This is a genomic window from Cellulomonas sp. McL0606, from assembly GCF_058248365.1.
Genome location: NZ_CM177779.1, coordinates 78,047 through 98,590 on the forward strand (window position 1 = coordinate 78,047; position 20,544 = coordinate 98,590).

The window sequence follows — 20,544 nt, forward strand, 5'->3', positions numbered from 1 at the left end:
CTGTCGAAGGGGTGCGGCGTCAGAGCGTGGCGCGGACCTTCTTGGTCGCCTCGATGATGTGCTCCAGCGACGGGGCGACCTCCTCGTAGCGACGGGTCTTCAGACCGCAGTCCGGGTTGACCCAGAGCTGGTCCACCGCGATCGCCTTGACGGCCTCGGTGAGCAGCTCCTCGACCTCGCCCTCGCTGGGGACGCGCGGCGAGTGGATGTCGTAGACGCCCGGGCCCACGGCACGCGGGTAGCCGGCCCCGGCGATGTCCGCCAGGATCTCCATCTTCGAGCGGGCTGCCTCGATGGAGGTGACGTCGGCGTCGAGGCCGTCGATCGCGCCCATGATCTGGCCGAACTCGGAATAGCAGAGGTGCGTGTGGATCTGCGTGTCGGCGCGGACACCCGCGGTGGACAGGCGGAACGAGCGCACCGACCAGTTGAGGTAGGCGGCGTGGTCCTCGACGCGCAGGGGCAGCAGCTCGCGCAAGGCGGGCTCGTCCACCTGGATCACTGCGATGCCGGCGGCCTCGAGGTCGGCGATCTCGTCGCGCAGGGCGAGGCCGACCTGGTTGGCGGTGTCACCGAGCGGCTGGTCGTCGCGCACGAACGACCACGCGAGGATCGTCACCGGTCCGGTGAGCATGCCCTTGACCGGCTTGGTGGTCAGCGACTGCGTGTAGGACGTCCAGTCGACCGTGATCGGCTTGGGACGGGACACGTCGCCCCAGAGGATCGACGGACGCGTGCAGCGCGAGCCGTAGGACTGGACCCAGCCGTTCTGCGTCACGGCGAACCCGTCGAGGTTCTCGGCGAAGTACTGGACCATGTCGTTGCGCTCGGGCTCGCCGTGCACCAGCACGTCGAAGCCGATCTGCTCCTGCAGCTCGACGACGCGGCGGATCTCCGCCTTCATCTCGTCGTCGTACTGCGCCTCCGTCAGCTCGCCCTTGCCGAACGCGGCGCGCGCCTTGCGGATCTCGCCGGTCTGCGGGAACGAGCCGATGGTGGTGGTCGGCAGCGGCGGGAGGTTGAGACGCGCGGCCTGGGCGACCTTGCGCTCGGCGAACGGGCCGCGGTTGAACTCGTCCTCGGTCAGTGCGGCTGCGCGCTCGCGGACCGCGGGGACGACGACGCCGGGCGCCGTCCGGCGCGAGCTGACCGCGTCGGTGGCTGCGAGCAGCTGCTCGTGGATCGCCTCGCGACCCTCCGTCAGGCCCTCGGCCAGCGTGACGACCTCGACGACCTTCTCGTCCGAGAAGGCGAGCCAGCTCTTCAGCGTGTCGTCGAGCGCGGGCTCGTCGGCGGTCGTGTGCGGCACGTGGAACAGCGACGTCGAGGTTCCGACGGTCACCGCGGCGGCCCCGAGACCCTCCAGCTGCTCCAGGATCGCCAGCTTGGCGTCCAGGTCGGCACGCCAGATGTTGTGGCCGTCGATCACGCCGGCGACCAGCGTCTTGGTCTCCAGACCCGCGACCGTCTCGGTGGGCACGTTGCCGCGGACCAGGTCGATGCCGATGGCCTCGACGTCCGTGGCGGCCAGCACCGGCAGTGCGGCACCCAGGTCGCCGTACGGGGCGGCGACGAGGATGGCCGGGCGGTCCGTCAGGTCCGTGGCCAGCGCGCGGTACGCCTCGATGACGGCAGCGAGCAGCTGCTCGGCGGGCACCTCGATCGAGTCGGAGACGAGCGCGGGCTCCTCCAGCTGGACCCAGGTGGCACCGGCCGCGGCGAGGTCCTGCAGCAGCGCGGCGTAGACCGGGAGCAGGTCCTCGAGGCGGTCGATCGGCGCGAAGTCGTCCGGCGCGCCCTCGGTGGCCTTGGCCAGCGCGAGGTAGGTGACCGGGCCGACGATGACCGGACGCGTGAGGATGCCGTCTGCGAGGGCTTCCTTGAACTCCCGCACGGGCCGGTCGCTCGCGTAGCGGAACGTGGTCTCCGGGCCGATCTCCGGCACCAGGTAGTGGTAGTTGGTGTCGAACCACTTGGTCATCTCGAGCGGCAGGTCGTCGCCGCGGCCGCGGGCCACGGTCGAGTACCCGGCCAGGTCGAGGGAGCCGTCCTCGGCGACGACGTCCGCGAAGCGGGCCGGCACGGCGCCGACCACGGCCGTCGCATCGAGCACGTGGTCGTAGAAGGAGAACGCGCTCGGGATCGCCGGGACGTCGGTGGCCAGGCCCAGCTCGGCCAGGCGGGTGCGTGTGCGGCGACGGAGGTCGGCGGCGACGGCCTCGACCTCGTCGGCGGTCGAGCGACCGGCCCAGAAGGACTCGATGGCCTTCTTGAGCTCGCGGCGCGGTCCGATGCGCGGGTAGCCGAGCACGGAGCCGGCGGGGAACTTCGGAGTATCCGTCATGGTGATTCAGTCCCTCGAGGGTCGGGCGGTTGCCGTGACCTGCGGCCCGCTGGCCAGGTCGGGAGCTGTCCGAGCTCCGCCGTCGAGGTGTGCACCCTCGAGCAGGTCAAGTACGGCATGGTGCTTGTTGAACGTGTACAGGTGGACGCCGGGGGCCCCGCCGTCCAGGACGCCGTTGACCAGGTCGACGCTCGCGCGGATCCCCCGGCGGTGGCGGTCGAGCTCGTCGTCGGCAGAGCCGAGCAGGTCGAACAGTCTCTCAGGCACCGGGACCCCGGTGAGCTCCTGCACGCGCCGCAGCCGGTCCGGGTCGGTGGTCGGGATGATGCCCGGGATGATCGGGATGGTCACGCCGGCGTCGCGCGCCTCCGCGACGATCCCCAGGTAGTCGTCGGCGTCGAAGAACACCTGCGTGATCGCGAAGTCGGCGCCGGCCTCCTGCTTGGACAGCAGCGACGCCACGTCCTGGGCCCGCGTCCCGCCGGTCGCTGCGTTGCCCCGCGGGAAGGCCGCGACGGCGACCGACAGCGGACGCACCCGCGCACGCACGGCCTGCGACGGGCTGTCTGCACAGCGCTGCGCCTCGATCTGGCGCAGCAGCCACCAGCTCGCCGGCGGTCTGCAGACCCTCCGGGTGCGCAACCCAGTCCGTCTGGTCCACGGGCGGGTCGCCACGCAGCGCGAGGAAGGAGCGCACGCCCTCGTCGAGGAACTCCTCGACGATCGTCGTGATCTCCTCGCGCGAGGTGCCGACGCAGGTCAGGTGGGCGATCGGGTTGAGCGTGGTCTCCCGCAGCAGCCGGCTGACCAGCTGGCGCGTGGTGACGCGCGTCTTTCCCGAGGCGCCGTAGGTGACCGAGACGAAGTCGGGGTGCACCGCCTCGAGGGCCTGGACCGTGGCCCACAGGCGTGGGGCCGCGTCCGGGTTGCGCGGCGGGAAGAGCTCGAACGAGATGGTCGGGCGGTCGTTCGCGGCCTGGGGTCGGGTGGCGGGGGCCGTGTGCAGCCCGGGCGTGCGGGGTTCCACGGTCGCGGCACTCACTGCGAGGCCTTCGGGGCGGTTCGTCGTGCACGCCGATCGTTCGAGGACATCTGAGCTCTCTCCATCGTCCCTGGCGGAAGCACCCACACCCTCGTCGGAGGGGGGTTGCTGCGGCGTCGTGGAGCCAGGTCTCTCGGCCGCTCTGGATGGTAGGGGCGATCGTAAACCGCCGACCACATGGTGGGCAACCGTGACCGCTGGATGAGACGAGAGCGTCCGAGGGATGCTCAGCCCTCTCGGCGGCCGCCCAGCGTGTTGTCGTCACGCCCGTGTCGCTGCGACGGGACGCCGAACCACGACGTGGCAGAACCGGCCGGCACGAGCCGCAGCCCGTCCTGGACCGCGGCGAGGACCTCGACGTCCGGAGCGGCGGTCTCCGACAACGCCTCGGCCGCGGCGAGCACGTCGTCGTGCCGCCTGTCGGGTTCGAGAACGTCAGCCATTCGCCGCACGATAGTCGCGTTCTTCTCACCTGCCGAGATGGGGTCGGACGCGTCACCCGGCAGGAGTAGGGATCTCACCCGGGCCTCTGCACGTCCACGCACCCCTCGTCCAGTCCTTCACTCGGGCGTACCAGTGCGTTGCCGCTGGTCAGGCGTCCAAATCGCCTCCGACCGACCGTGATCCACCGCCTGCGAGCGTCAATTGCGGCCGCGGACCGAGGGGCAGGTGGCCAGGTGGTCGTCCACGACGCCACACGCCTGCATCGCCGCGTACGCGGTGGTGGGCCCGACGAACCGGAACCCGAGCGACTTCAGCTTCCTTGGCCAGCGCCGTGGACTCGACGGTGATCGCGGGGACCCCGGACCAGGTGGCCGGCCTGACCCAGTGCGTGCGGTCGGGTGCGTGCGACCACAGGACCGCGTCGAGCGAGCCGCCGGTCGCGTGCAGGGCGCGCAGGGCGCGACCGTTCGCGATCGTGGCCTCGATCTTGGCGAGGTTGCGCACGATGCCGGCGTCGGCCATGAGCCGCGCGACGTCGTCGTCGCCGAACCCGGCGACCACCTCGGGGTCGAAGTCTGCGAACGCCGCCCGGAACGCCGGCCTCTTGCGCAGCACGGTGATCCAGGCGAGACCCGACTGGAACCCCTCGAGCGCGAACCGTTCGAACAGCGCGTGCTCCTCGTGGACGGGCCGGCCCCACTCCTCGTCGTGGTACTGCTCGTACAGGGGGTTGCCGTCGCCGAAGCAGCGGCCGGTGAGGGTCAGAGGCGGCGCGTCGGAGGTCGTCATGCCCCGAGTCTGTCGCCTGCCTCCGACACCGGGGGCGGTGTGTCGTCGACCGACCCGGTGACCGGGGGCTGTGGTCGGCTCGGGTCGCCCGTCGCCGAGATCAGCTGGGCGATGCCGTCCAGGATCAGGACGGTGCCGAAGTCGAGGCCGGTGCCCTCGACGAAACCGGTCCACGAGAAGGCGCCGGACGACGCCGCCCGCACGAGCGCGGGGTGCGACGCGGACGTGGCGAGCAGGCCGATCAGCGCGCCGAGGTCGGGGGCGTCGCCGTCGGCCCCGCCGAGGGCGGACGCGCGGGCCTGTGCCGTCATCTGCTCGCTGACGCGGAGCTGGTCGAGCGCGTGGGTGGCCAGCACGCCGATCGCACCCACCTTCTGCGGCTCCGTCAGGGGCGTCTCGGAGAGCGCGTCAAGCATCGCCTCCATCCAGGCGAGCCGCCCGGGACCGATCGCGTGCAGGACGGTCGTCGTCCGGGCGAGCCAGGGGTGTGCGCGCAGGATCGGCTGCTGGATCGACATGATGGCTTCGAGGCGCTCGCGCCACCCGCCCAGGTCGGGACCGATGGCCGGCGGCCGGCCCGAGGCTCGGTCGGACATGAGGCTGAGCACCTCGTCCTTGGACGACACGTACCGGTAGAGCGACATGGTCGTGAAGCCGAGCGACTCCGCCAGCCTGGCCATCGAGACGGCATCCAGGCCCTCGGCGTCGGCCAGGGTGATGCCGGCATCGGCGATCTGCTCGAGCGACAACGCGGGCCGCGGGCCGGGCCGGCCGACCGCGGGCGCGCGCCACAGCACGGCGATCCCGGGCGGGAGATCGAGCGGTGGCTCGTCCGGCGGGGCGGTCGACAGTGCGACCCGGACAGCCTGCCGACGCGCCTTCTCGGCGTCCCGGGCGGCGCGCTGCTGCGCCAGCGACGCCGTGCGCTCCGCACGTTCGGCCTCACGCAGCCGGTCGGCGGCCGCACGCGCGGCGTCGCGGGCCTCTCGCTCGCGGCGCTCCTGGTCCTCGCGTTCGGCCTTCTCCCGGTCGCGGACGCGCTTGTCGGCCTCGCGCTGCCGACGCTCCAGCGCCTTCGCCGTGTCACGGTCCGACTTCGCCAGGTCGCGCCGGGCGCGGTCCGCCTCCCTGGCCTCGGCGCGCTCGGCCCTCTCGCGGTCGCGACGCAACGCCTCGCCCTCGCGCCGGGCGTCCTCCGCCTCGCGCGCCGCCTGCGGGTCCTGCGGCGGGTCCTGCGCAACCTCGTCGTCGTCCACGACACCTCCTTGACCGCCGATCCTACAAGTGTGTATGAAGTACACACACAGTTTACGTCATACACAGAACAGGGGAATCCGATGAACGCACCCGTCGTCGTCGCCCGGGGGCTGCGCAAGTCCTACGGCGACCTCACCGTGCTGGACGGCGTCGACCTCGACGTCGCCCCCGGCGAGGTGCTCGCCCTGCTCGGTCCCAACGGGGCCGGCAAGACCACGACCGTCCGCATCCTGGCCACGCTGCTCAAACCCGACGCGGGCACCGCCTACGTCGCCCGCAAGAACGTGGTCACCCAGGCCGCGGAGGTCCGCGGGGCGATCAGCCTCACCGGGCAGTTCGCGGCCGTCGACGAGCTGCTGACAGGGGTCGAGAACCTGCGGCTGATGGCCCGCCTGGCGCACCTGGGCAAGCGGGAGGTCCGCACCCGGAGCGACGAGTTCCCGCTGTTCGACCTCACCGACGCCGGCCGCCGGGTGGTCAAGACCTACTCCGGGGGCATGCGCCGACGGCTCGACCTGGCGGTCGGTCTGCTCGCTCGTCCGCAGGTCGTGTTCCTCGACGAACCCACCACGGGGCTCGACCCGCGCAGCCGGAACGGGCTGTGGGACGTCATCCGGGACGTCGTCGCGACGGGGACCACCGTGCTGCTGACCACGCAGTACCTCGAGGAGGCCGACCAGCTGGCGGACCGGATCACCGTCATCGACCGCGGGGCGGTCATCGCGAACGGCACGGCACCCGAGCTCAAGCGGGCGGTCGGGTCCGCGCACGTGTCCCTGGTCCTGCGCGACGGGGTGCACGAGCGGATCGCCACCGACGGGTCCGTGCCGGACGTCCGGCGCATCCTCTCGGACGTCGAGAGCCGCGGAATCGCGGTCGACAGCTGGGAGGTCCGCTCCCCCACCCTCGACGACGTCTTCCTGACCCTCACGGGCCACCCCACTGAAGACTCGCCCTCGCCACCCAGGAGTCCTGATGACCACCGTCACGCCACCCCCCGCCCTCGGCTGGGGCGTCCACGACACGACGAGCCTGATCTGGCGATCGGTCCGCCGGTCCCTGCGGCAGCTCGACACGATCCTGCTCGCGGTCCTGCTGCCCGTGATGCTCCTGCTGATGTTCGTCTACGTGTTCGGTGGGGCCCTGGACGCCGGCATGGACTACGTGGACTTCGTCGTGCCCGGGATCATCCTGCTCACCGCGGGGTACGGGTCCGCCAACACGGCGGTGGACGTCGCCACGGACATGACCGGCGGCATCATCGACCGGTTCCGGTCCCTGCCCATCCGGCCCACCGGCGTGCTGACCGGTCACGTGGTGGCGTCCATGGTCCGCAACGCGGTCTCGACCGCCCTGGTCATCGGCATCGCGTTCGTCGTCGGCTTCTCCCCGTCGGCGTCGGCCGTCGACTGGGTGGCGGCGCTGGCGCTCATCGCCCTGTACGTGCTGGCGCTGACCTGGGTCGCGGTGGCCATCGGCACAGTCGCGTCCGGGCCCGAGGCGGCCAGCGGGTTCACGTTCCTGATCTTGTTCATCCCGTACGTGTCCTCCGCGTTCGTGCCACCGGACACCATGCCGTCGGTGCTGCAGGACATCGCGACCTACAACCCGATCACGCCGCTCTCGGACACCCTGCGCGGGCTGCTCCTGGGCCAGCCGGTCGGGTCGTCGTGGCCGTCCGCCGTGCTCTGGTGCCTCGGCATCCTCCTGGTCGGTCGCGTCTCGGCGGGGCTGCTGTTCCGCCGGTCGCGGTAGAGCTTTTGCGACGAGGTCCGGCGGTCCGGGCGGATCGCCGGACCGTCCGGCTGCGCCGTGGGTGGATGTTCGCTAGACACGACGCATGACGACGCCGCCGGAGGTTCCCTCGCCGGAGCGCGCGCCGCGCCGCGGCCTGATCGTCACGCTGGCGGTGCTGCTCGCGATCGCGATCGCGATCGTCGTCATCGTCGTGCTGGTCGTGCGGGGCGACGGGTCTACCGACGAGCCCGTCGCGAGCCCGTCCCACACCCCCTCCGCGTCGCCGGCGCCCGAGCCCACGACGACCACCCAGAGCTCGAGCCCGTCCGCCGTCGCCGGTTGTGCCCCCAACGGGGTGGCCGTCCCCACCGGCGCCCACGAGGTCGAGGTGGTCGACATCGACGGCGACGGCAGGTCGGACACGGCGTGGATCAGCCCCGGGGCCGACCGCCGGTTCGGCATCACCACGGCGTCGGGCGCGACGTTCTCGATCGCCATCGTCTCGGCCAGCCCGGTTCCGGCCTCGGCCGTGGTCAACCTGGTGCAGACCGACAAGCTGCCGATCGCTCTCGTGGACCTGGGCCGGGAGGCGTTCGTCTACTCGCTCGCGCAGTGCCAGGTGCAGACGGTCGCCAACGCGCAGGGCCAGCCATACACGTTCGACCGGGGGTTCGCGGGCGTCGGTACGGGCGTCGGCTGCTCGGGGACGGACCTGGACCTGGCCGGGTTGAACGCGGTGACCGCTGCCGACGGCACGTATACGGTCACGCGCACGTTCGTGACGCTCGACGCGGACGCGCGCCACGCGACGAACGGGTCGCCCGCGCAGGTGGCGACGGGTGCGGCGTCGACGGACCCGGTGGTCACCACGGCGCAGAAGGTGACCTGCGGGGACCTGGTCGCGGGTGACCCGGCGGACGGACCCGTCGAGCCGCAGTGATCGCCGACCCGACCGCGTCGTCCCTCACGTCGTCCGGGCGCCCAGCGCCTTCTTGATCCGCGTCGCAGAGACCGGTGCGGGCGTGCCGAGCTGCTGGGCGAACAGGCTGACGCGGAGTTCCCGAGCTGCCAGCGGAGGTCGTCGACCGGTTGGCCCTTGTCGGCGGCGTCGTCGAAGTCCGCCTCGACGTCCTGCACCTGCCAGGCCAGGTCGGCGTCGCGCTGAGGGTTCTCCGCGGCCTTGACCAGCCGGTGCTTCGCGGCCCGCAGGTAGCGCACGAGATGGGGCAGCCGGTCGGCGCCGACCTCGCTCACGAACCCCTCGTGCACGAGCCGCTGGGCCTGGGAGCGGATGTCCTGCGCGGTCGCCAGCAGCGCGAGGCTGGACCGCGCGCGGATCTCGGCGTCGAGCTCGCGGTCCGCGGTCAGGACGGCCACCAGGTCGCCGACGATCGCGTGGACCGTGTCCTCGAGCCCGTCGCGGACCGTCGTGCGGACCGACGCGTAGGTCGGGGCGTCGCGGACCTCGCGCGTCGCCCCGATCAGCCGGTCGATCGCGGCGAGCTGGACGTCGGCGACCAGTGCGTCCGTCGTCCGGTACGGGCTCGACGCCAGCGTCAGCGCCTGCGTGCCGGTCCAGCGGCTCGTGATGCGGGCGGTCGCGAGGCCGACGTCCAGCAGGAGGAGCCGTCGGAGCCCACGATGAGCCGTGGCCGGGCGCTGGGACTCGTCGGCCAGCGAACGGACCGCGACCGCGCCGCCCGCCTCCTCGACGAGCGTCGGGTAGGCACGGACCGGTCCCGCCTCGAGGACCCCGGGCAGCTCGGGCAGGTCGGCGGGCCAGGTGCGAAGGCCGGTGCGGTCGAGGGAGACCAGGGGCTTGGCGACGACGGTCGCGGGGGTTCCGGCAACGGCGGTGGGCGTGGGAGCCGGTGCCGTTCCGGACGCCCGCGCCTCGTCCATCGCTGCGCGGACGGCGGTGCGCACCGCGTCGTCGACGGCGGTCTGCGTCTGCTTCGCGAGCCGCCGTTGCAGCACCTGCAGGTCCTTGCCCTCGTCGACCACTCCCCCACGATCGCCGACCACCCGGAACGTCACGCGCAGGTGCGCCGGCAGGCGGTCGTCGTCGAACGCGTCGTCGGGCACGTCGACGTCGCGCAGGGCGTGGACCGCTCGTCGGAACACCGCTCGGAACGACGGGGCCGCGTCGCCCGCTCGGACGGTGTCCTCCCAGTCGGCCGTGTTCGCGGTCATCCACTCGTGCACCGACCGCGCGACGTCGGGCGCCGGGACCAGCTGGACGCGCACGGGCTTGGGCAGCGACCGGATGGTCGCGGTGATCAGCTCCTCGCGCAGGCCCGGGACCATCCAGCCGAAGCCGTCGGGGGTCAGCCGGGCGAGCGTGGTCAGTGGGATGTGTACAGTCACGCCGTCCGCTTCTGTACCAGGCTCGAACTGGTAGGTCAGCGGCAGGCTCAGGTCGCCCTGCGGCCAGCGCGACGGGAACGCGGACTCGTCGATGACGTCGGCGGAACCGACCAGCAGCTCGCGCGTGAAGCAGGAGGTCGGGGTCGACGCGGCGCGTGGTCTTCCACCACTGGTCGAAGTGGCGGGCGGAGACGACGTCGGCCGGGATGCGTTCGTCGTAGAACGCGAAGAGCGTGTCGTCGTCGACCACGAGGTCTCGTCGTCGGGCCCGGGCCTCCAGGCCTTCCGCCTCGGCGAGGAGCCGTCGGTTCTCGTGGAAGAACTGGTGGTGCGTGGTCCACTCGCCCTGCACCAGCGCGTGCCGGACGAACAGCTCGCGGGCGTGCTCGGGGTCGACCTTCGCGTACAGGACGCGCCGGTTGGTGACGATCGGGACGCCGTAGAGCAGGACGCGCTCGAACGCGGTCGCGGCGCCCTGCTTGGTCGACCAGGCGGGCTCGGAGTAGGTCCGTTTGACCAGGTGCGCGCCGATCTCCTCGGCCCACTCGGGCTGGATGCGTGCGACGTCGCGACCCCACAGGCGGCTCGTCTCGACGAGCTCGGCGGCCATGACCCAGGCCGGGGGCTTCCGGGCAAGGCCCGACCCGGGGAAGATCGCGAACCGTGCGCCGCGGGCGCCGAGGTACTCGTTGCGCGGGCGCTTGTTCGGCGGTCGCCGCCCTGCGCCCGGCGCCGCGACCTCCGTCGCCTCCTGCATGCCGATCTGGCTCAGCAGGCCCGCCAGGATCGCGACGTGGATGCGGTCGCCGTCCCAGGTGAGCCTGAGCCCGTCCTCCTCCATCTGCTTCCCGGGAGCATTGACGACGATCCCCAGCGGCTTGGCCAGCTCGCGCAGCTGCGTGACCACGTCCTGCCACTCGCGGATGCGCAGGTAGTTGAGGTACTCCGAGCGCACCTGACGGCGGAACGCCGAGCCGGACAGGTCGCGCTGCTGGTCCTTCAGGTACTGCCACAGGTTCAGGTAGGTGAGCAGGTCGCTCGTCGGGTCGGCGAACCGGCTGTGCGACAGGTCGGCCTTCTCGCGCTCCTCTGCCGGGCGTTCGCGGGGGTCCTGGATGGACAGCGCGGCCGCGATGATCATGACCTCGCGCGCGACGTTGCGCCGGCCGCCCTCGACGATCATCCGTGCCAGTCGTGGGTCCATCGGGGCTGAGCCAGTGCGCGGCCGGTCTCCGTGAGGCGTGCGCCGTCGAGCGCCCCGAGCTCGGTCAGCAGCTGGACGCCGTCGCGGACGGCGCGCGTGTCGGGCGGGTCGACGAACGGGAACTCGCCGATCTCCTCGGGCGTCGCCGCCACGCCGACGGCGATCATCTGCAGGATCACGGACGCGAGCGACGTGCGCAGGATCTCGGGCTCGGTGTACTCCGGGCGCGACTCGAAGTCCTCCTCCGAGTAGAGCCGGATCGCGATGCCGTCCGCGACGCGCCCGCACCGGCCCGAGCGTTGGTTGGCCGACGCCTGGGAGATCGGCTCGATGGGCAGCCGCTGCACCTTGGTGGCCTTGGAGAACCGCGAGATGCGGGCGGTACCCGGGTCGATCACGTAGCGGATGCCCGGCACGGTCAGGGACGTCTCGGCCACGTTGGTGGACAGGACGACGCGCCGGGTCTGGTGCCGTTCGAACACGCGGTGCTGCTCGGCCGCGGAGAGCCGGCTGTAGAGCGGGAGCAGCTCGACCGCTCCCGGGAGCCGTAGGTCGGTGACCAGTGAGCCCCGCAGCGTGTCCTCCGCGTCGCGGATCTCCCGCTCGCCCGACAGGAACACCAGGATGTCGCCCGGCCCCTCGAGCATGAGCTCGTCGACGGCCTCCGCGATCGCCGTCATCGGGTCGCGGTCCTCCTTCTTGCGCTGCCCCTCGACGAGCTCCGGCGTGAGCGGCCGATACCGGATCTCGACGGGGAACGTGCGCCCGGTGACCTCGACGACGGGCGCGGGCGTCCCGTCGGGGCCGGCGAAGTGCCGCGCGAACCGGTCCGAGTCGATCGTCGCGGACGTGATGACGACCTTGAGGTCCGGCCGCTGCGGCAGCAGCCGCGTGAGGTAGCCGAGGATGAAGTCGATGTTCAGCGACCGCTCGTGGGCCTCGTCGATGATCAGGGTGTCGTAGGCCCGCAGCATCGGGTCGCGCTGGATCTGCGCGAGCAGGATGCCGTCGGTCATGACCTTGACCAAGGTCTCCTCGGACGACGTGTCCGTGAACCGCACCTGGTAGCCGACGATCCCGCCCAGGGGCGCGTCGCCCGCGATCTCCTCGTTGATCCGCTCCGCAACGCTGCGCGCCGCGATCCGCCGGGGCTGCGTGTGCCCGATCTGGCCGTCGCGCCCGCGGCCCAGCGTCAGGGCGATCTTCGGGATCTGCGTCGTCTTGCCGGACCCGGTCTCACCCGCGACGACGACCACCTGGTGGTCGCGGATGGCGGCGGCGATCTCGTCGCGACGAGCACTGACGGGCAGCTGCTCGGGGAACGTGATGGGCGGGACGACGACGGCCCGCCGGACCTCGACGGCGCGCAGTCGCCGGGCGGCGGCGCGGCCCTCGTCGGCACGCGCGCTCTGGTTCTGGTTCGGGTTCTGTGGCCTGCGCCGCCTCGGGGGTCGCCGCCGCCCGGACCCGGACGGGCCAGCGGGGGCGGGGGACGGCGTGCTCACGACTGTCGATCATCTCAGGCGTGGACCGTCGACCGCGCGGGGATTCTCCGAGGGCGGACGACCTCCCAGGTCCGGCGACACCTGCGCTCTACAGTGACAGGCATGACCGACAACGACGCCAGCGAGGGCGAGCGCCGGGCGGTCGCCGCCCTCGAGGCGTCCGAGATCCCGTTCGAGATCACGCGGCACGGGCCGGTGTCGTCGCTCCAGGAGGCCGCCGAGGCCCGCGGGATCGACCCCGCGGGCATCATCAAGACGATCGTGGTGCGACGCGGCGACGACGACTTCCTGTTCGTCCTCGTGCCGGGCGACCGCACGATCTCGTGGCCCAGCTTTCGGGCGCTGCTCGGCGTGACGCGGCTGTCGATGCCGGACGCCGACACCGCGCGCGAGGTGACGGGTTACGTGCGCGGGACGATCACGCCCTTCGGGTCGCTGGTCGAGTGGCCCGTGGTCGCCGACTCCCGCGTCCCGCTACGCAGCGTGTCGATCGGCGGCGGCGCGCACGGCGTCGCGGCAAACGTGGACGGCGCCGAGCTGGTCAAGGCACTCAACGCGACGGTCTCGGACGTGACCGAACCGGAGTAGCGCGCGACCGGATGAGGAGCCTTGTGCGGTGCGTCGGGGGCCGCCATGATCGATTGACCCGCCAATGATCGGTTCTCGCCCTGCGAGGACGGCGCGGCGGTAGTCAGGGGGAAGGCGTGAGTGACGGCGGCTCGACACACGTCCCGGCCGTGGCCCCGAGCCCCGCACCCGCCGCTCAGGTGGCGGTCGCACCGGCGGCCACAGCGGGGGCGGCGGCTGCCGGCGTCTCCGGGCTGACGCTCCGACGGGCCGGCGCCGGCACCGACGTGCTGGGCGGGACCGAGGCCCCGACCGACACGGCCGAGGCTTTGGCGCGCCGGTCGGGGGGCGGGTCACCGCTGGCGGGGCAGGTCGCCACCTCGTTCGGCGACGCGATGGGTGCGGATCTCAGCGCGGTGCGCATCCACACGGACCCGGAGGCCGACCAGATCTCGAGGTCGCTCCAGGCCACCGCGTTCACCCACGGCAACGACGTCTACTTCACGCAGGGCGCGTACTCCCCGGGCACGTCGGGCGGGCAGCACCTGCTGGCGCACGAGCTCGCCCACGTCGCGCAGCAGGAGACCGGGGTTCAGCGTTCCGTCTCCGGACAGGGCCCGGTGATCGGGCTCGCTGCCGATCCGGCCGAAGCGCAGGCGGACGCGATCGCGGACACCACGTTGGCGCGACTTCGGCTCCATGCGTCCGAGGCCGGCCCCGAGGTCGCGCCCGTGCGTGGCAGGGGCCTCGATCCGCTCCGGCGGCATGCCGCGCTCGGCACCGGCAGTGCCGTGCTGCGTCGCAAGATCGTGAAGATGGGCAAGGGCGGCACCGAGTCCGTCGACGTCAAGGACGACGTCGAAGAGGCGGAGGCGCGCAAGATCCTCGAGGAGCTCGCCACCAGGTACGGCATCGACCTGTCCTCCCCGACGGCGGCCACCGCGATCAGGGCGCTGTACACGCCCTGGGTGACCGCTGAGGTGCTCGCGCAGGTCTCGACCTCGACCTGGCAGCTCAAGGAGCTGCGCGCCCTGCATGCGGCAGCTGTGCACCTGGGCCCACTCCTCGGCGAGCAGCGAGCGAAGAACCCGGCGCTGGGCGCCAAGGCGCAGGGTGTGACCACGATCGGGCGCGTGAAGTCGTCGATCACCCCGGGCCAGCCGGTGGACCAGACGATGGGTGAGTACTTCCCGGCGCACAGCAACGTCGCACTCACCGACACGGTCACCGACATGACGGACGACCGGTACGTCAAGGAGGGTGCGACGGCGGCCGACAACAAGACGACCCTCGAGGCCAACGCGATCCACGAGATGTCCCACGCCGTCGTCGAACCACTCCTGATCGACGACTGGGTCACGGGCCTCGAGTACTGGACCGACAAGACCTCGGCGAGCGGGAAGGTGTCCGCGGAGGACCCGCCGACCGCCTACGCCCACACGAATGCGGCGGAGGACCTGGCAGAGTCCGTGGCGCTCTACTTCGTCAACCGGCGAAGCTCAAGGCGGCGTGCCCGAAGCGCGAGGCCATCCTCGCCGCGGCGATGGCGAAGTGGACTCCCGAGGTCACGACGAAGGTCGTCGACACCGCCGCGTCCGGAACGGGTTCCGAACCCGCACCGACCGGCGTCAAGGAACTGACCGGGGCGGTGAAGTGAGAACTCTCGGCGACGTGCTCCTGCTCCGGGGCGCAGACCTGTCCACCGCCGCGTCCGCCCTCCACGCGGACGCCGACCGGCGCGAGAAGGTCACTGGCTACCAGGGCCTGAGGGACCTCGACGTCATCGACGGGCCCGACGGCAGCCGCCTGTTCGTGCGCGGGGACACCCTCGCGCTCATCTACGTCGGCGGGGCAGCGCTGCCCGCCGGTCTGGACCACGCAGACCTCGTCGCCGCGGTCGGGCCGGACGGCGACCACCTGCGGTCCCGGCAGGGCAAGACGGCCCGTCTGCACGTCGTCGCCGAGGACGGCATCGCCTGGTCCGAGGAGAACGGTCAGGTCGCGTTCGTCGAGATCTTCCCGCCCACCTCGTTCGAGGACTACACGCGCGAGATCTACGTCGAGCCACCCGCGTTCAACCAGTGACGGACCCTCGTCGGCCGGCCTACTTCGTGACGTACGTCGTCGGGCGGACCGTCAGGATCACGCGCTTGTGGGCGTCCTTGATCTCGTGGCCTCGCCGTACCGCTTCTGCAGCGACTGGTAGAAGTCGCGACCTCGTCGTCCGGCTCGGTCTTCTCGACGATCCCACGGACCTCCAGCGAGCGGTACGGGTCGTCGGGGTCGGCGATCGAGATCGCGACCCGGGGTTCGTGGGCGATGTTCTTGAACTTCTGGCGGCTGGTCGTGTGCGTGAAGCGCAGGACCTCGCCGTCCCAGACGAACCACATGACGCTGCTGTGCGGCGACCCGTCCGGCGCGACGGTCGCCAGGTGCGCGAAGGTGGGGCGTTCGAGGAGGTCGGCGTGGCTGGCGGGCAGCTCGGTGATGGCCATGCTCCGACGCTAACCCGCACACGGGAACCTCGCGCGCGTGCCTTGCGTTCCCCAGGTAAGGTCAACGATCCACCAACAACCTTCAAGGGAGCTCAACAGGCGATGGAGCTGATCGAGCACTCCGCCGCGGCCGGCGCGATCCGCGTCGAGGCGCAGGACTGCGGCACGGTGATCGTCCTGGTGGGCGAGATCGACGGTGCTCTGCGCGACGACGCCAGCGCCTCGATGGGTCAGGCGCTGGTCACCGGGTCGCCCGTGGTCATCGACACGACGCTCGCGACGTTCATCGACTCCACGGGGCTCGCGTTCGTGCTCCAGCTGTCCCGGGCAGCGGCCGAGGCGGGCATCGCCGTCTCCCTGCGCGACCCGCACCGGGTGCTGACGGATGTGCTCGAGCTCATCGGGCTGGGCGGCGAGCTGCCGGTCTGAGGCGCCACCGGCACGTCCCGCGGGCGATGTCGGTGGGCGGGTCTACGTTCGCCGCATGCGGTTGCTGCACACGTCGGACTGGCACCTGGGCCGGATGCTGCACGGGGTCGATCTGCTCGACCACCAGGCGGCGTACCTCGCGCACCTGGTCGACGTCGTGCGCTCGCAGGACGTCGACGCGGTGGTCGTCGCCGGGGACGTGTACGACCGTGCGATCCCCCCGGTCGAGGCCGTGACGCTGCTCTCGGAGACCCTCGCGCAGCTCGCCGAGCACGCCACCGTCATCGTCACGTCGGGCAACCACGACTCGGCCACCCGGCTGGGCTTCGGTGCGGGCCTGATGAAGGAGTCCGTGCGGCTCCGCACGCGTGTCGCCGGCCTGGCCTCGCCGGTCGTGCTGTCCGACCAGGTCCTGGTGTACGGGATCCCGTACCTCGACCCTGACTTCGCGCGGGTCGACCTGGCCGAGTCGCCGGACCGGCTGCTGCCGCGCTCGCACGAGGCGGTGACGGCGGCGGCGATGCGGCGCATCCGGGCGGACTCGGCGTCCCGGGGTCCGGCGCGCGTGGTGGTCGCCGCGCACGCGTTCGTCCTGGGCGGCGAGCCGACCGAGTCCGAGCGGGACATCCGCGTCGGGGGCGTGGACCACGTGCCGGCGGGGGTGTTCGCGGGCGCGGACTACGTGGCGCTCGGGCACCTGCACGGGCCGCAGAAGATCACCGGGCCGGCGGGCACGGTGCTGCGGTACAGCGGTTCGCCGCTCGCCTACTCGTTCTCGGAGCAGCACCACGCCAAGTCGACCGTCCTGGTGGACCTGTCCGGTCCGTCGGTGTCCACCGAGCTGATCGCGGCACCCGTTCCGCGCCGGCTGGCGGACGTGTCGGGGACGCTGGAGCAGCTGCTCGCCGACGAGCGGCACGCCGACGACTGGGTCCGCGTGACGGTGACCGACGCGCACCGCCCGCAGGACCTGTTCCGCCGGGTCCGCGCGCGCTTCCGGCACGCGCTCGTGGTCCAGCACGTACCCGCTGCGGTGGCTGGGCGGCCGCGGCCGTCGGTCGTGACCGCGGCGCACGACCCGCTCGACGTCGCGGCCGACTTCCTCGCGCACGTCACCGGCCGCGGGCCGACGCCCGCCGAGGTGGCCGTGCTGCGCCGCGCGTACGAGGACGTCGCGGACGTCGACGTGGAGAAGAGCGCCTGATGCATCTGCGCTCCTTGACGCTGCAGGCGATCGGGCCGTTCGCGGGCCGGCACACGATCGACTTCGGCGCGCTGGCGCAGGGTGGGCTGTTCCTGCTCGAGGGCCCCACGGGGTCCGGCAAGTCGACCGTGATCGACGCGATCGTGTTCGCGCTGTACGGCAAGGTCGCGTCGGCCGAGGCGAGCGAGGACCGGCTCCGCTCCGCCTACGCGGCCGACGACGTGGAGAGCGTCGTCGACCTCGTGTTCGAGGTGCCGTCGGGGCTGTACCGCGTGCGCCGCACACCCGCCTACCAGCGCGCCAAGCGCCGGGGCCCGGGGACGACGCCGGCGCAGGCGTCGGTCAAGGCGTGGCGGCTCCCCGCGGACGCGGACCTGGACGCCCTCGACGGGATCGGCGTGCCGCTCGGTTCACGGCTCGACGAGATCGGCGCCGAGCTCCAGCGGGTGGTCGGGCTCGACCGGACGCAGTTCGTGCAGACGATCGTCCTGCCTCAGGGCGAGTTCGCCCACTTCCTGCGCGCCAAGCCCGAGGACCGCAAGGACCTGCTGCAGAAGATCTTCGGCACGGAGGTCTACGAGCGACTGCAGAAGCGGCTGGCGGAGATGCGGCGCGAGAGCGACCGCGGCACCGACGAGGCGCGGGTCCAGGTGCGCTCGGGCGCCGCGCAGCTGGTCGGCGCGGCGCGGTTGACGCCCGAGGAGGGCGCGTCCGTGCGCGTCGCAGTCGACGACGCCATCGCGTCGGCGGCTCTCGTGCAGTCCGTCTCCGACGTGGTGAGCGTGACGACCGCACGCCTCTCGCTGCTCGCCGATTCGGCGCGGACGGCGGCGGGACATGCCGAGGCGGCCTGGGGCGAGACCCGCCGACTGCTCGACGACGCTCGTCGGGTGGCGGAGCTGCTGGCCACGCGCGACCGGCTGCGCGGACGCCGGGCCGAGCTTCGAGGCGTCCGCGGACCTGCACCAGGAGGCCGTGACCAAGCTCGACCGGGCGCGGGCCGCGCAGGCCGTCCGGCCGTTGCTGGTCGGGCTCGACCGGGCGCTGACCGCGCTCGACGCCGCGGAGAAGGGGGTGCTCGCGGCGCTGGACGCGGCGCCGTCGGACATCGCGGACGCCCCGGGCGCGTCGCTCCGTACCCACGTTCGGGCGGCAGGAAGGCTCGCGGAGGCGACGGCAGCAACCCTGGCACGGCTGGTCGACGTCGAGGCCGGTCTGGAGCAGCGTCGCCGGGCGGTCCGGGCGGCGCGTGCGGCCCTGGACGATCTCGGTGACGCGATCGCAGTCGACGACGTCTGGCTGACGGCCCGGCCCGCCGCTCGAGCGACCTTGCATGACGCGCTCGAGTCTGCGCGCGCTCTTGCCGGGCTGCGGGGAGACCGGTCGGCGGCGGTCCGGGCCGCCTCGGAGCTGGTTGCTGCGCACACCGAGCTGGATTCGTCGCAGGACATGCTCGCGGTCGCCGTCGAGACGCACGCCGCGGCCGCGACCTTGGCGATGTCGGCGCACGAGCACGAGAGCGCTCTGCGGCGGGCGCGGATCGCCGGCCTCGCCGGGGAGATCGCCGCGGGACTGGTGGACGGCGACCCGTGCCCGGTCTGCGGGTCGGGTGAGCACCCCGACCGCGCACCGCTGGGTGCCGACCATGTCTCGGCCGCGCAGGTCGACGTGGCCGAGGGCGAGCGCGCGCGTGCGGAGGCCGTGCTGGTCGCCGCCGGCGCGAAGGTCGGTGCCTTGCAGGAACGGGTGGACACGGTCCGCGCACGCGTCGGGGACGTCGATCGTGCCGGTGCCGACGCGGCTCTGGCGCAGGCCCGTACCGCCGCGACCGAGGCGGAGGCGGCCGAGGTCGAGGTCGTGCGGCTCGCGCCGCTGCTCGACGGGTTCGACGAACAGACGCGTGCGCGTGAGTCTCGTCGCGCGGCCGCGGTCGCCCAGCAGGCCGGCGACACGGCCACCTTCGACGTCACGCTGCACGACCTGGGCAGAGCGGAGGCCGAAGTCGTGACGGCCCGCGATGGACATCCCACGGTCGCCGCGCGGCACGCCGAGATGGTGGAACGGGCCGCGGCCGCAGAAGCCGTGCTGGAGGCGCTCGGCGAGCGGTCGACCGTGCGGGACGAGGTGCGCCGGCGTGAGGTCGAGCTGGCCGACGCGCTGTCCGAGCACGGGTTCGAGTCGGCACCGGCGGCCCGGGAGGCCCTTGCCGAGCCTGCCGTGCTGGCCGAGCTGGAACGGGTCGTCACCGCCTACGCGTCCGAGCTGGACCGGGTCACGGCGGGGCTGGCCGAGCCGTCGATCGTCGCCCTGCCTGACGACCTGGTGGTCGACGTCGAGACGGCCCGATCTGCCGAGTCGGTGGCGCGACGCGAGACCGAGGAGGCCTCCGGCGCCGCCCGGGTTTCCGCCGAGCGAGCCGGCGCCGCCGCCGCCGCGGGCGAGGGTGTCGTGGCTGCGGCCGGGGTGCTCGCCGAACGGATCGAGCAGGCGGGACCCGTCTCGCGGCTGGCCGACCTTGCCGCGGGCGGCGGGAGCGACAACGTGCGCAGTCTCTCGCTCGCCACCTTCGTGCTCATGCGCCGGTTCGAGGACGTGGTCGCGGCCGCGAACGACCGGCTGCTCCTGGTGTCGGACGGACGGTTCGAGCTTCGAGCGCAGCGACGAGAAGGAGGACGTCCGCGCACGGAACACGGGCCTGGCGATGCGGGTCCTCGACCACCGGACCGGGCGTCCGCAGGACCCGCGGCAGCTGTCCGGGGGCGAGACGTTCTACGTGTCGTTGTGCCTGGCGCTCGGCATGGCGGACGTGGTGACCGCCGAGGCGGGTGGGATCGACCTCGGGACCCTGTTCGTCGATGAAGGGTTCGGGTCGCTCGACGCGCACACCCTCGACCAGGTGCTGGCCGAGCTGGGCCGGCTGCGCGCGGGCGGACGGGTGGTCGGGGTGGTGTCCCACGTCGAGACGCTCAAGCAGTCGATCGCCGACCGCATCGAGATCCGTCCGACGGCGGAGGGTCCGAGCACGCTCACGGTCCGGGCAGGCTGAGCCGGGGAGACGCGCCCAGTCGGTGCCGATGGGCAACACCCGGACCTGGCGGCCCGTTGAGCTACCAGGCCCAGCCGCGGGAGGCCAGCCCGTCTCTTCGCGGAAGCGTTCGGC

The 20,544-nt window shown here is 72.5% G+C and carries 14 protein-coding genes, 4 pseudogenes and 1 riboswitch; of the genes and pseudogenes, 10 read left to right on the forward strand and 8 right to left on the reverse strand.

All coding sequences use genetic code 11. The features are described 5' to 3' along the window. Nucleotides 1-19: 19 nt before the first annotated feature. From metE to AC38ZX_RS00480, 6 genes and pseudogenes are all read right to left on the reverse strand, one after another. Nucleotides 20-2,344: a 5-methyltetrahydropteroyltriglutamate--homocysteine S-methyltransferase gene (metE, locus tag AC38ZX_RS00455; RefSeq protein ID WP_491295930.1), complete on the reverse strand. Its 2,325-nt coding sequence runs from the start codon at nucleotides 2,342-2,344 to the stop codon at nucleotides 20-22. Nucleotides 2,345-2,350: 6 nt separating this feature from the next. Then, a complete protein-coding gene (locus AC38ZX_RS00460; RefSeq protein WP_491295931.1) occupies nucleotides 2,351-2,986 on the reverse strand; it encodes a methylenetetrahydrofolate reductase in 636 nt (211 codons plus the stop codon). Nucleotides 2,987-3,002: 16 nt separating this feature from the next. Continuing rightward, nucleotides 3,003-3,473 (reverse strand): annotated as a pseudogene (locus tag AC38ZX_RS00465) (methylenetetrahydrofolate reductase); the annotation flags it as partial. Beyond that, nucleotides 3,445-3,539, reverse strand: a riboswitch (SAM riboswitch). It overlaps the preceding pseudogene by 29 nt. Before the next feature lie 74 nt (nucleotides 3,540-3,613). Beyond that, on the reverse strand, nucleotides 3,614-3,829 hold the full coding sequence (locus AC38ZX_RS00470) for a hypothetical protein (protein ID WP_426593938.1): 216 nt from the start codon (nucleotides 3,827-3,829) through the stop codon (nucleotides 3,614-3,616). A 198-nt stretch (nucleotides 3,830-4,027) separates the two neighbouring features. After that, nucleotides 4,028-4,619: pseudogene (locus AC38ZX_RS00475) on the reverse strand (DNA-3-methyladenine glycosylase I). Next, entirely contained in the window at nucleotides 4,616-5,920 is a 1,305-nt protein-coding gene (locus tag AC38ZX_RS00480) for a TetR/AcrR family transcriptional regulator (protein ID WP_491295932.1), read from the reverse strand. Before AC38ZX_RS00480 ends, AC38ZX_RS00475 begins: the two are co-directional and overlap by 4 nt. A gap of 36 nt (nucleotides 5,921-5,956) precedes the next feature. On the opposite strand from AC38ZX_RS00480, the pseudogene AC38ZX_RS00485 reads away from it, so the two are divergent. From AC38ZX_RS00485 to AC38ZX_RS00495, 3 genes and pseudogenes are all read left to right on the forward strand, one after another. After that, a pseudogene (locus tag AC38ZX_RS00485) lies at nucleotides 5,957-6,472 on the forward strand (ABC transporter ATP-binding protein); the annotation flags it as partial. A gap of 379 nt (nucleotides 6,473-6,851) precedes the next feature. Further along, entirely contained in the window at nucleotides 6,852-7,631 is a 780-nt protein-coding gene (locus tag AC38ZX_RS00490) for an ABC transporter permease (RefSeq protein WP_426593942.1), read from the forward strand. Between the two features lie 85 nt (nucleotides 7,632-7,716). Beyond that, the gene (locus AC38ZX_RS00495) at nucleotides 7,717-8,553 is read left to right on the forward strand and encodes a hypothetical protein (RefSeq protein WP_491295933.1); all 837 of its coding nucleotides are present in this window, start codon (nucleotides 7,717-7,719) and stop codon (nucleotides 8,551-8,553) included. Nucleotides 8,554-8,577: 24 nt separating this feature from the next. Here AC38ZX_RS00495 and hrpA read toward each other — a convergent pair. Next, a pseudogene (gene hrpA, locus AC38ZX_RS00500) lies at nucleotides 8,578-12,689 on the reverse strand (ATP-dependent RNA helicase HrpA). Nucleotides 12,690-12,791: 102 nt separating this feature from the next. On the opposite strand from hrpA, the gene AC38ZX_RS00505 reads away from it, so the two are divergent. From AC38ZX_RS00505 to AC38ZX_RS00515, 3 genes are all read left to right on the forward strand, one after another. Continuing rightward, nucleotides 12,792-13,277 carry an aminoacyl-tRNA deacylase gene (locus AC38ZX_RS00505; RefSeq protein WP_491295934.1) on the forward strand — a complete coding sequence of 162 codons (486 nt, stop codon included), beginning with the start codon at nucleotides 12,792-12,794 and terminating at the stop codon, nucleotides 13,275-13,277. 149 nt (nucleotides 13,278-13,426) lie between these two features. Beyond that, nucleotides 13,427-14,896 (forward strand): eCIS core domain-containing protein, encoded by a 1,470-nt coding sequence (locus AC38ZX_RS00510; protein ID WP_491295936.1) that lies wholly within the window; start codon nucleotides 13,427-13,429, stop codon nucleotides 14,894-14,896. 31 nt (nucleotides 14,897-14,927) lie between these two features. Then, the gene (locus AC38ZX_RS00515; RefSeq protein WP_491295937.1) at nucleotides 14,928-15,341 is read left to right on the forward strand and encodes a hypothetical protein; all 414 of its coding nucleotides are present in this window, start codon (nucleotides 14,928-14,930) and stop codon (nucleotides 15,339-15,341) included. Here AC38ZX_RS00515 and AC38ZX_RS00520 read toward each other — a convergent pair. After that, nucleotides 15,311-15,751, reverse strand: coding sequence for a PPOX class F420-dependent oxidoreductase (locus tag AC38ZX_RS00520; protein WP_491295938.1), 441 nt, complete (start codon nucleotides 15,749-15,751; stop codon nucleotides 15,311-15,313). The genes AC38ZX_RS00515 and AC38ZX_RS00520 overlap by 31 nt on opposite strands. A gap of 102 nt (nucleotides 15,752-15,853) precedes the next feature. Here AC38ZX_RS00520 and AC38ZX_RS00525 point away from each other — a divergent pair, with 102 nt between their 5' ends. The 4 genes from AC38ZX_RS00525 (at nucleotide 15,854) to AC38ZX_RS00540 (ending at nucleotide 20,430) form a co-directional block, all read left to right on the forward strand. Next, nucleotides 15,854-16,180: an STAS domain-containing protein gene (locus tag AC38ZX_RS00525; protein ID WP_426593949.1), complete on the forward strand. Its 327-nt coding sequence runs from the start codon at nucleotides 15,854-15,856 to the stop codon at nucleotides 16,178-16,180. A 55-nt stretch (nucleotides 16,181-16,235) separates the two neighbouring features. Beyond that, the gene (locus AC38ZX_RS00530; RefSeq protein WP_491295939.1) at nucleotides 16,236-17,384 is read left to right on the forward strand and encodes an exonuclease SbcCD subunit D; all 1,149 of its coding nucleotides are present in this window, start codon (nucleotides 16,236-16,238) and stop codon (nucleotides 17,382-17,384) included. After that, nucleotides 17,384-18,658, forward strand: coding sequence for an AAA family ATPase (locus tag AC38ZX_RS00535; RefSeq protein ID WP_491295940.1), 1,275 nt, complete (start codon nucleotides 17,384-17,386; stop codon nucleotides 18,656-18,658). The genes AC38ZX_RS00530 and AC38ZX_RS00535 overlap by 1 nt, the downstream gene beginning before the upstream one ends. Nucleotides 18,659-20,085: 1,427 nt before the next feature. Next, a complete protein-coding gene (locus AC38ZX_RS00540; protein WP_491295941.1) occupies nucleotides 20,086-20,430 on the forward strand; it encodes an SbcC/MukB-like Walker B domain-containing protein in 345 nt (114 codons plus the stop codon). Nucleotides 20,431-20,544 lie beyond the last annotated feature (114 nt).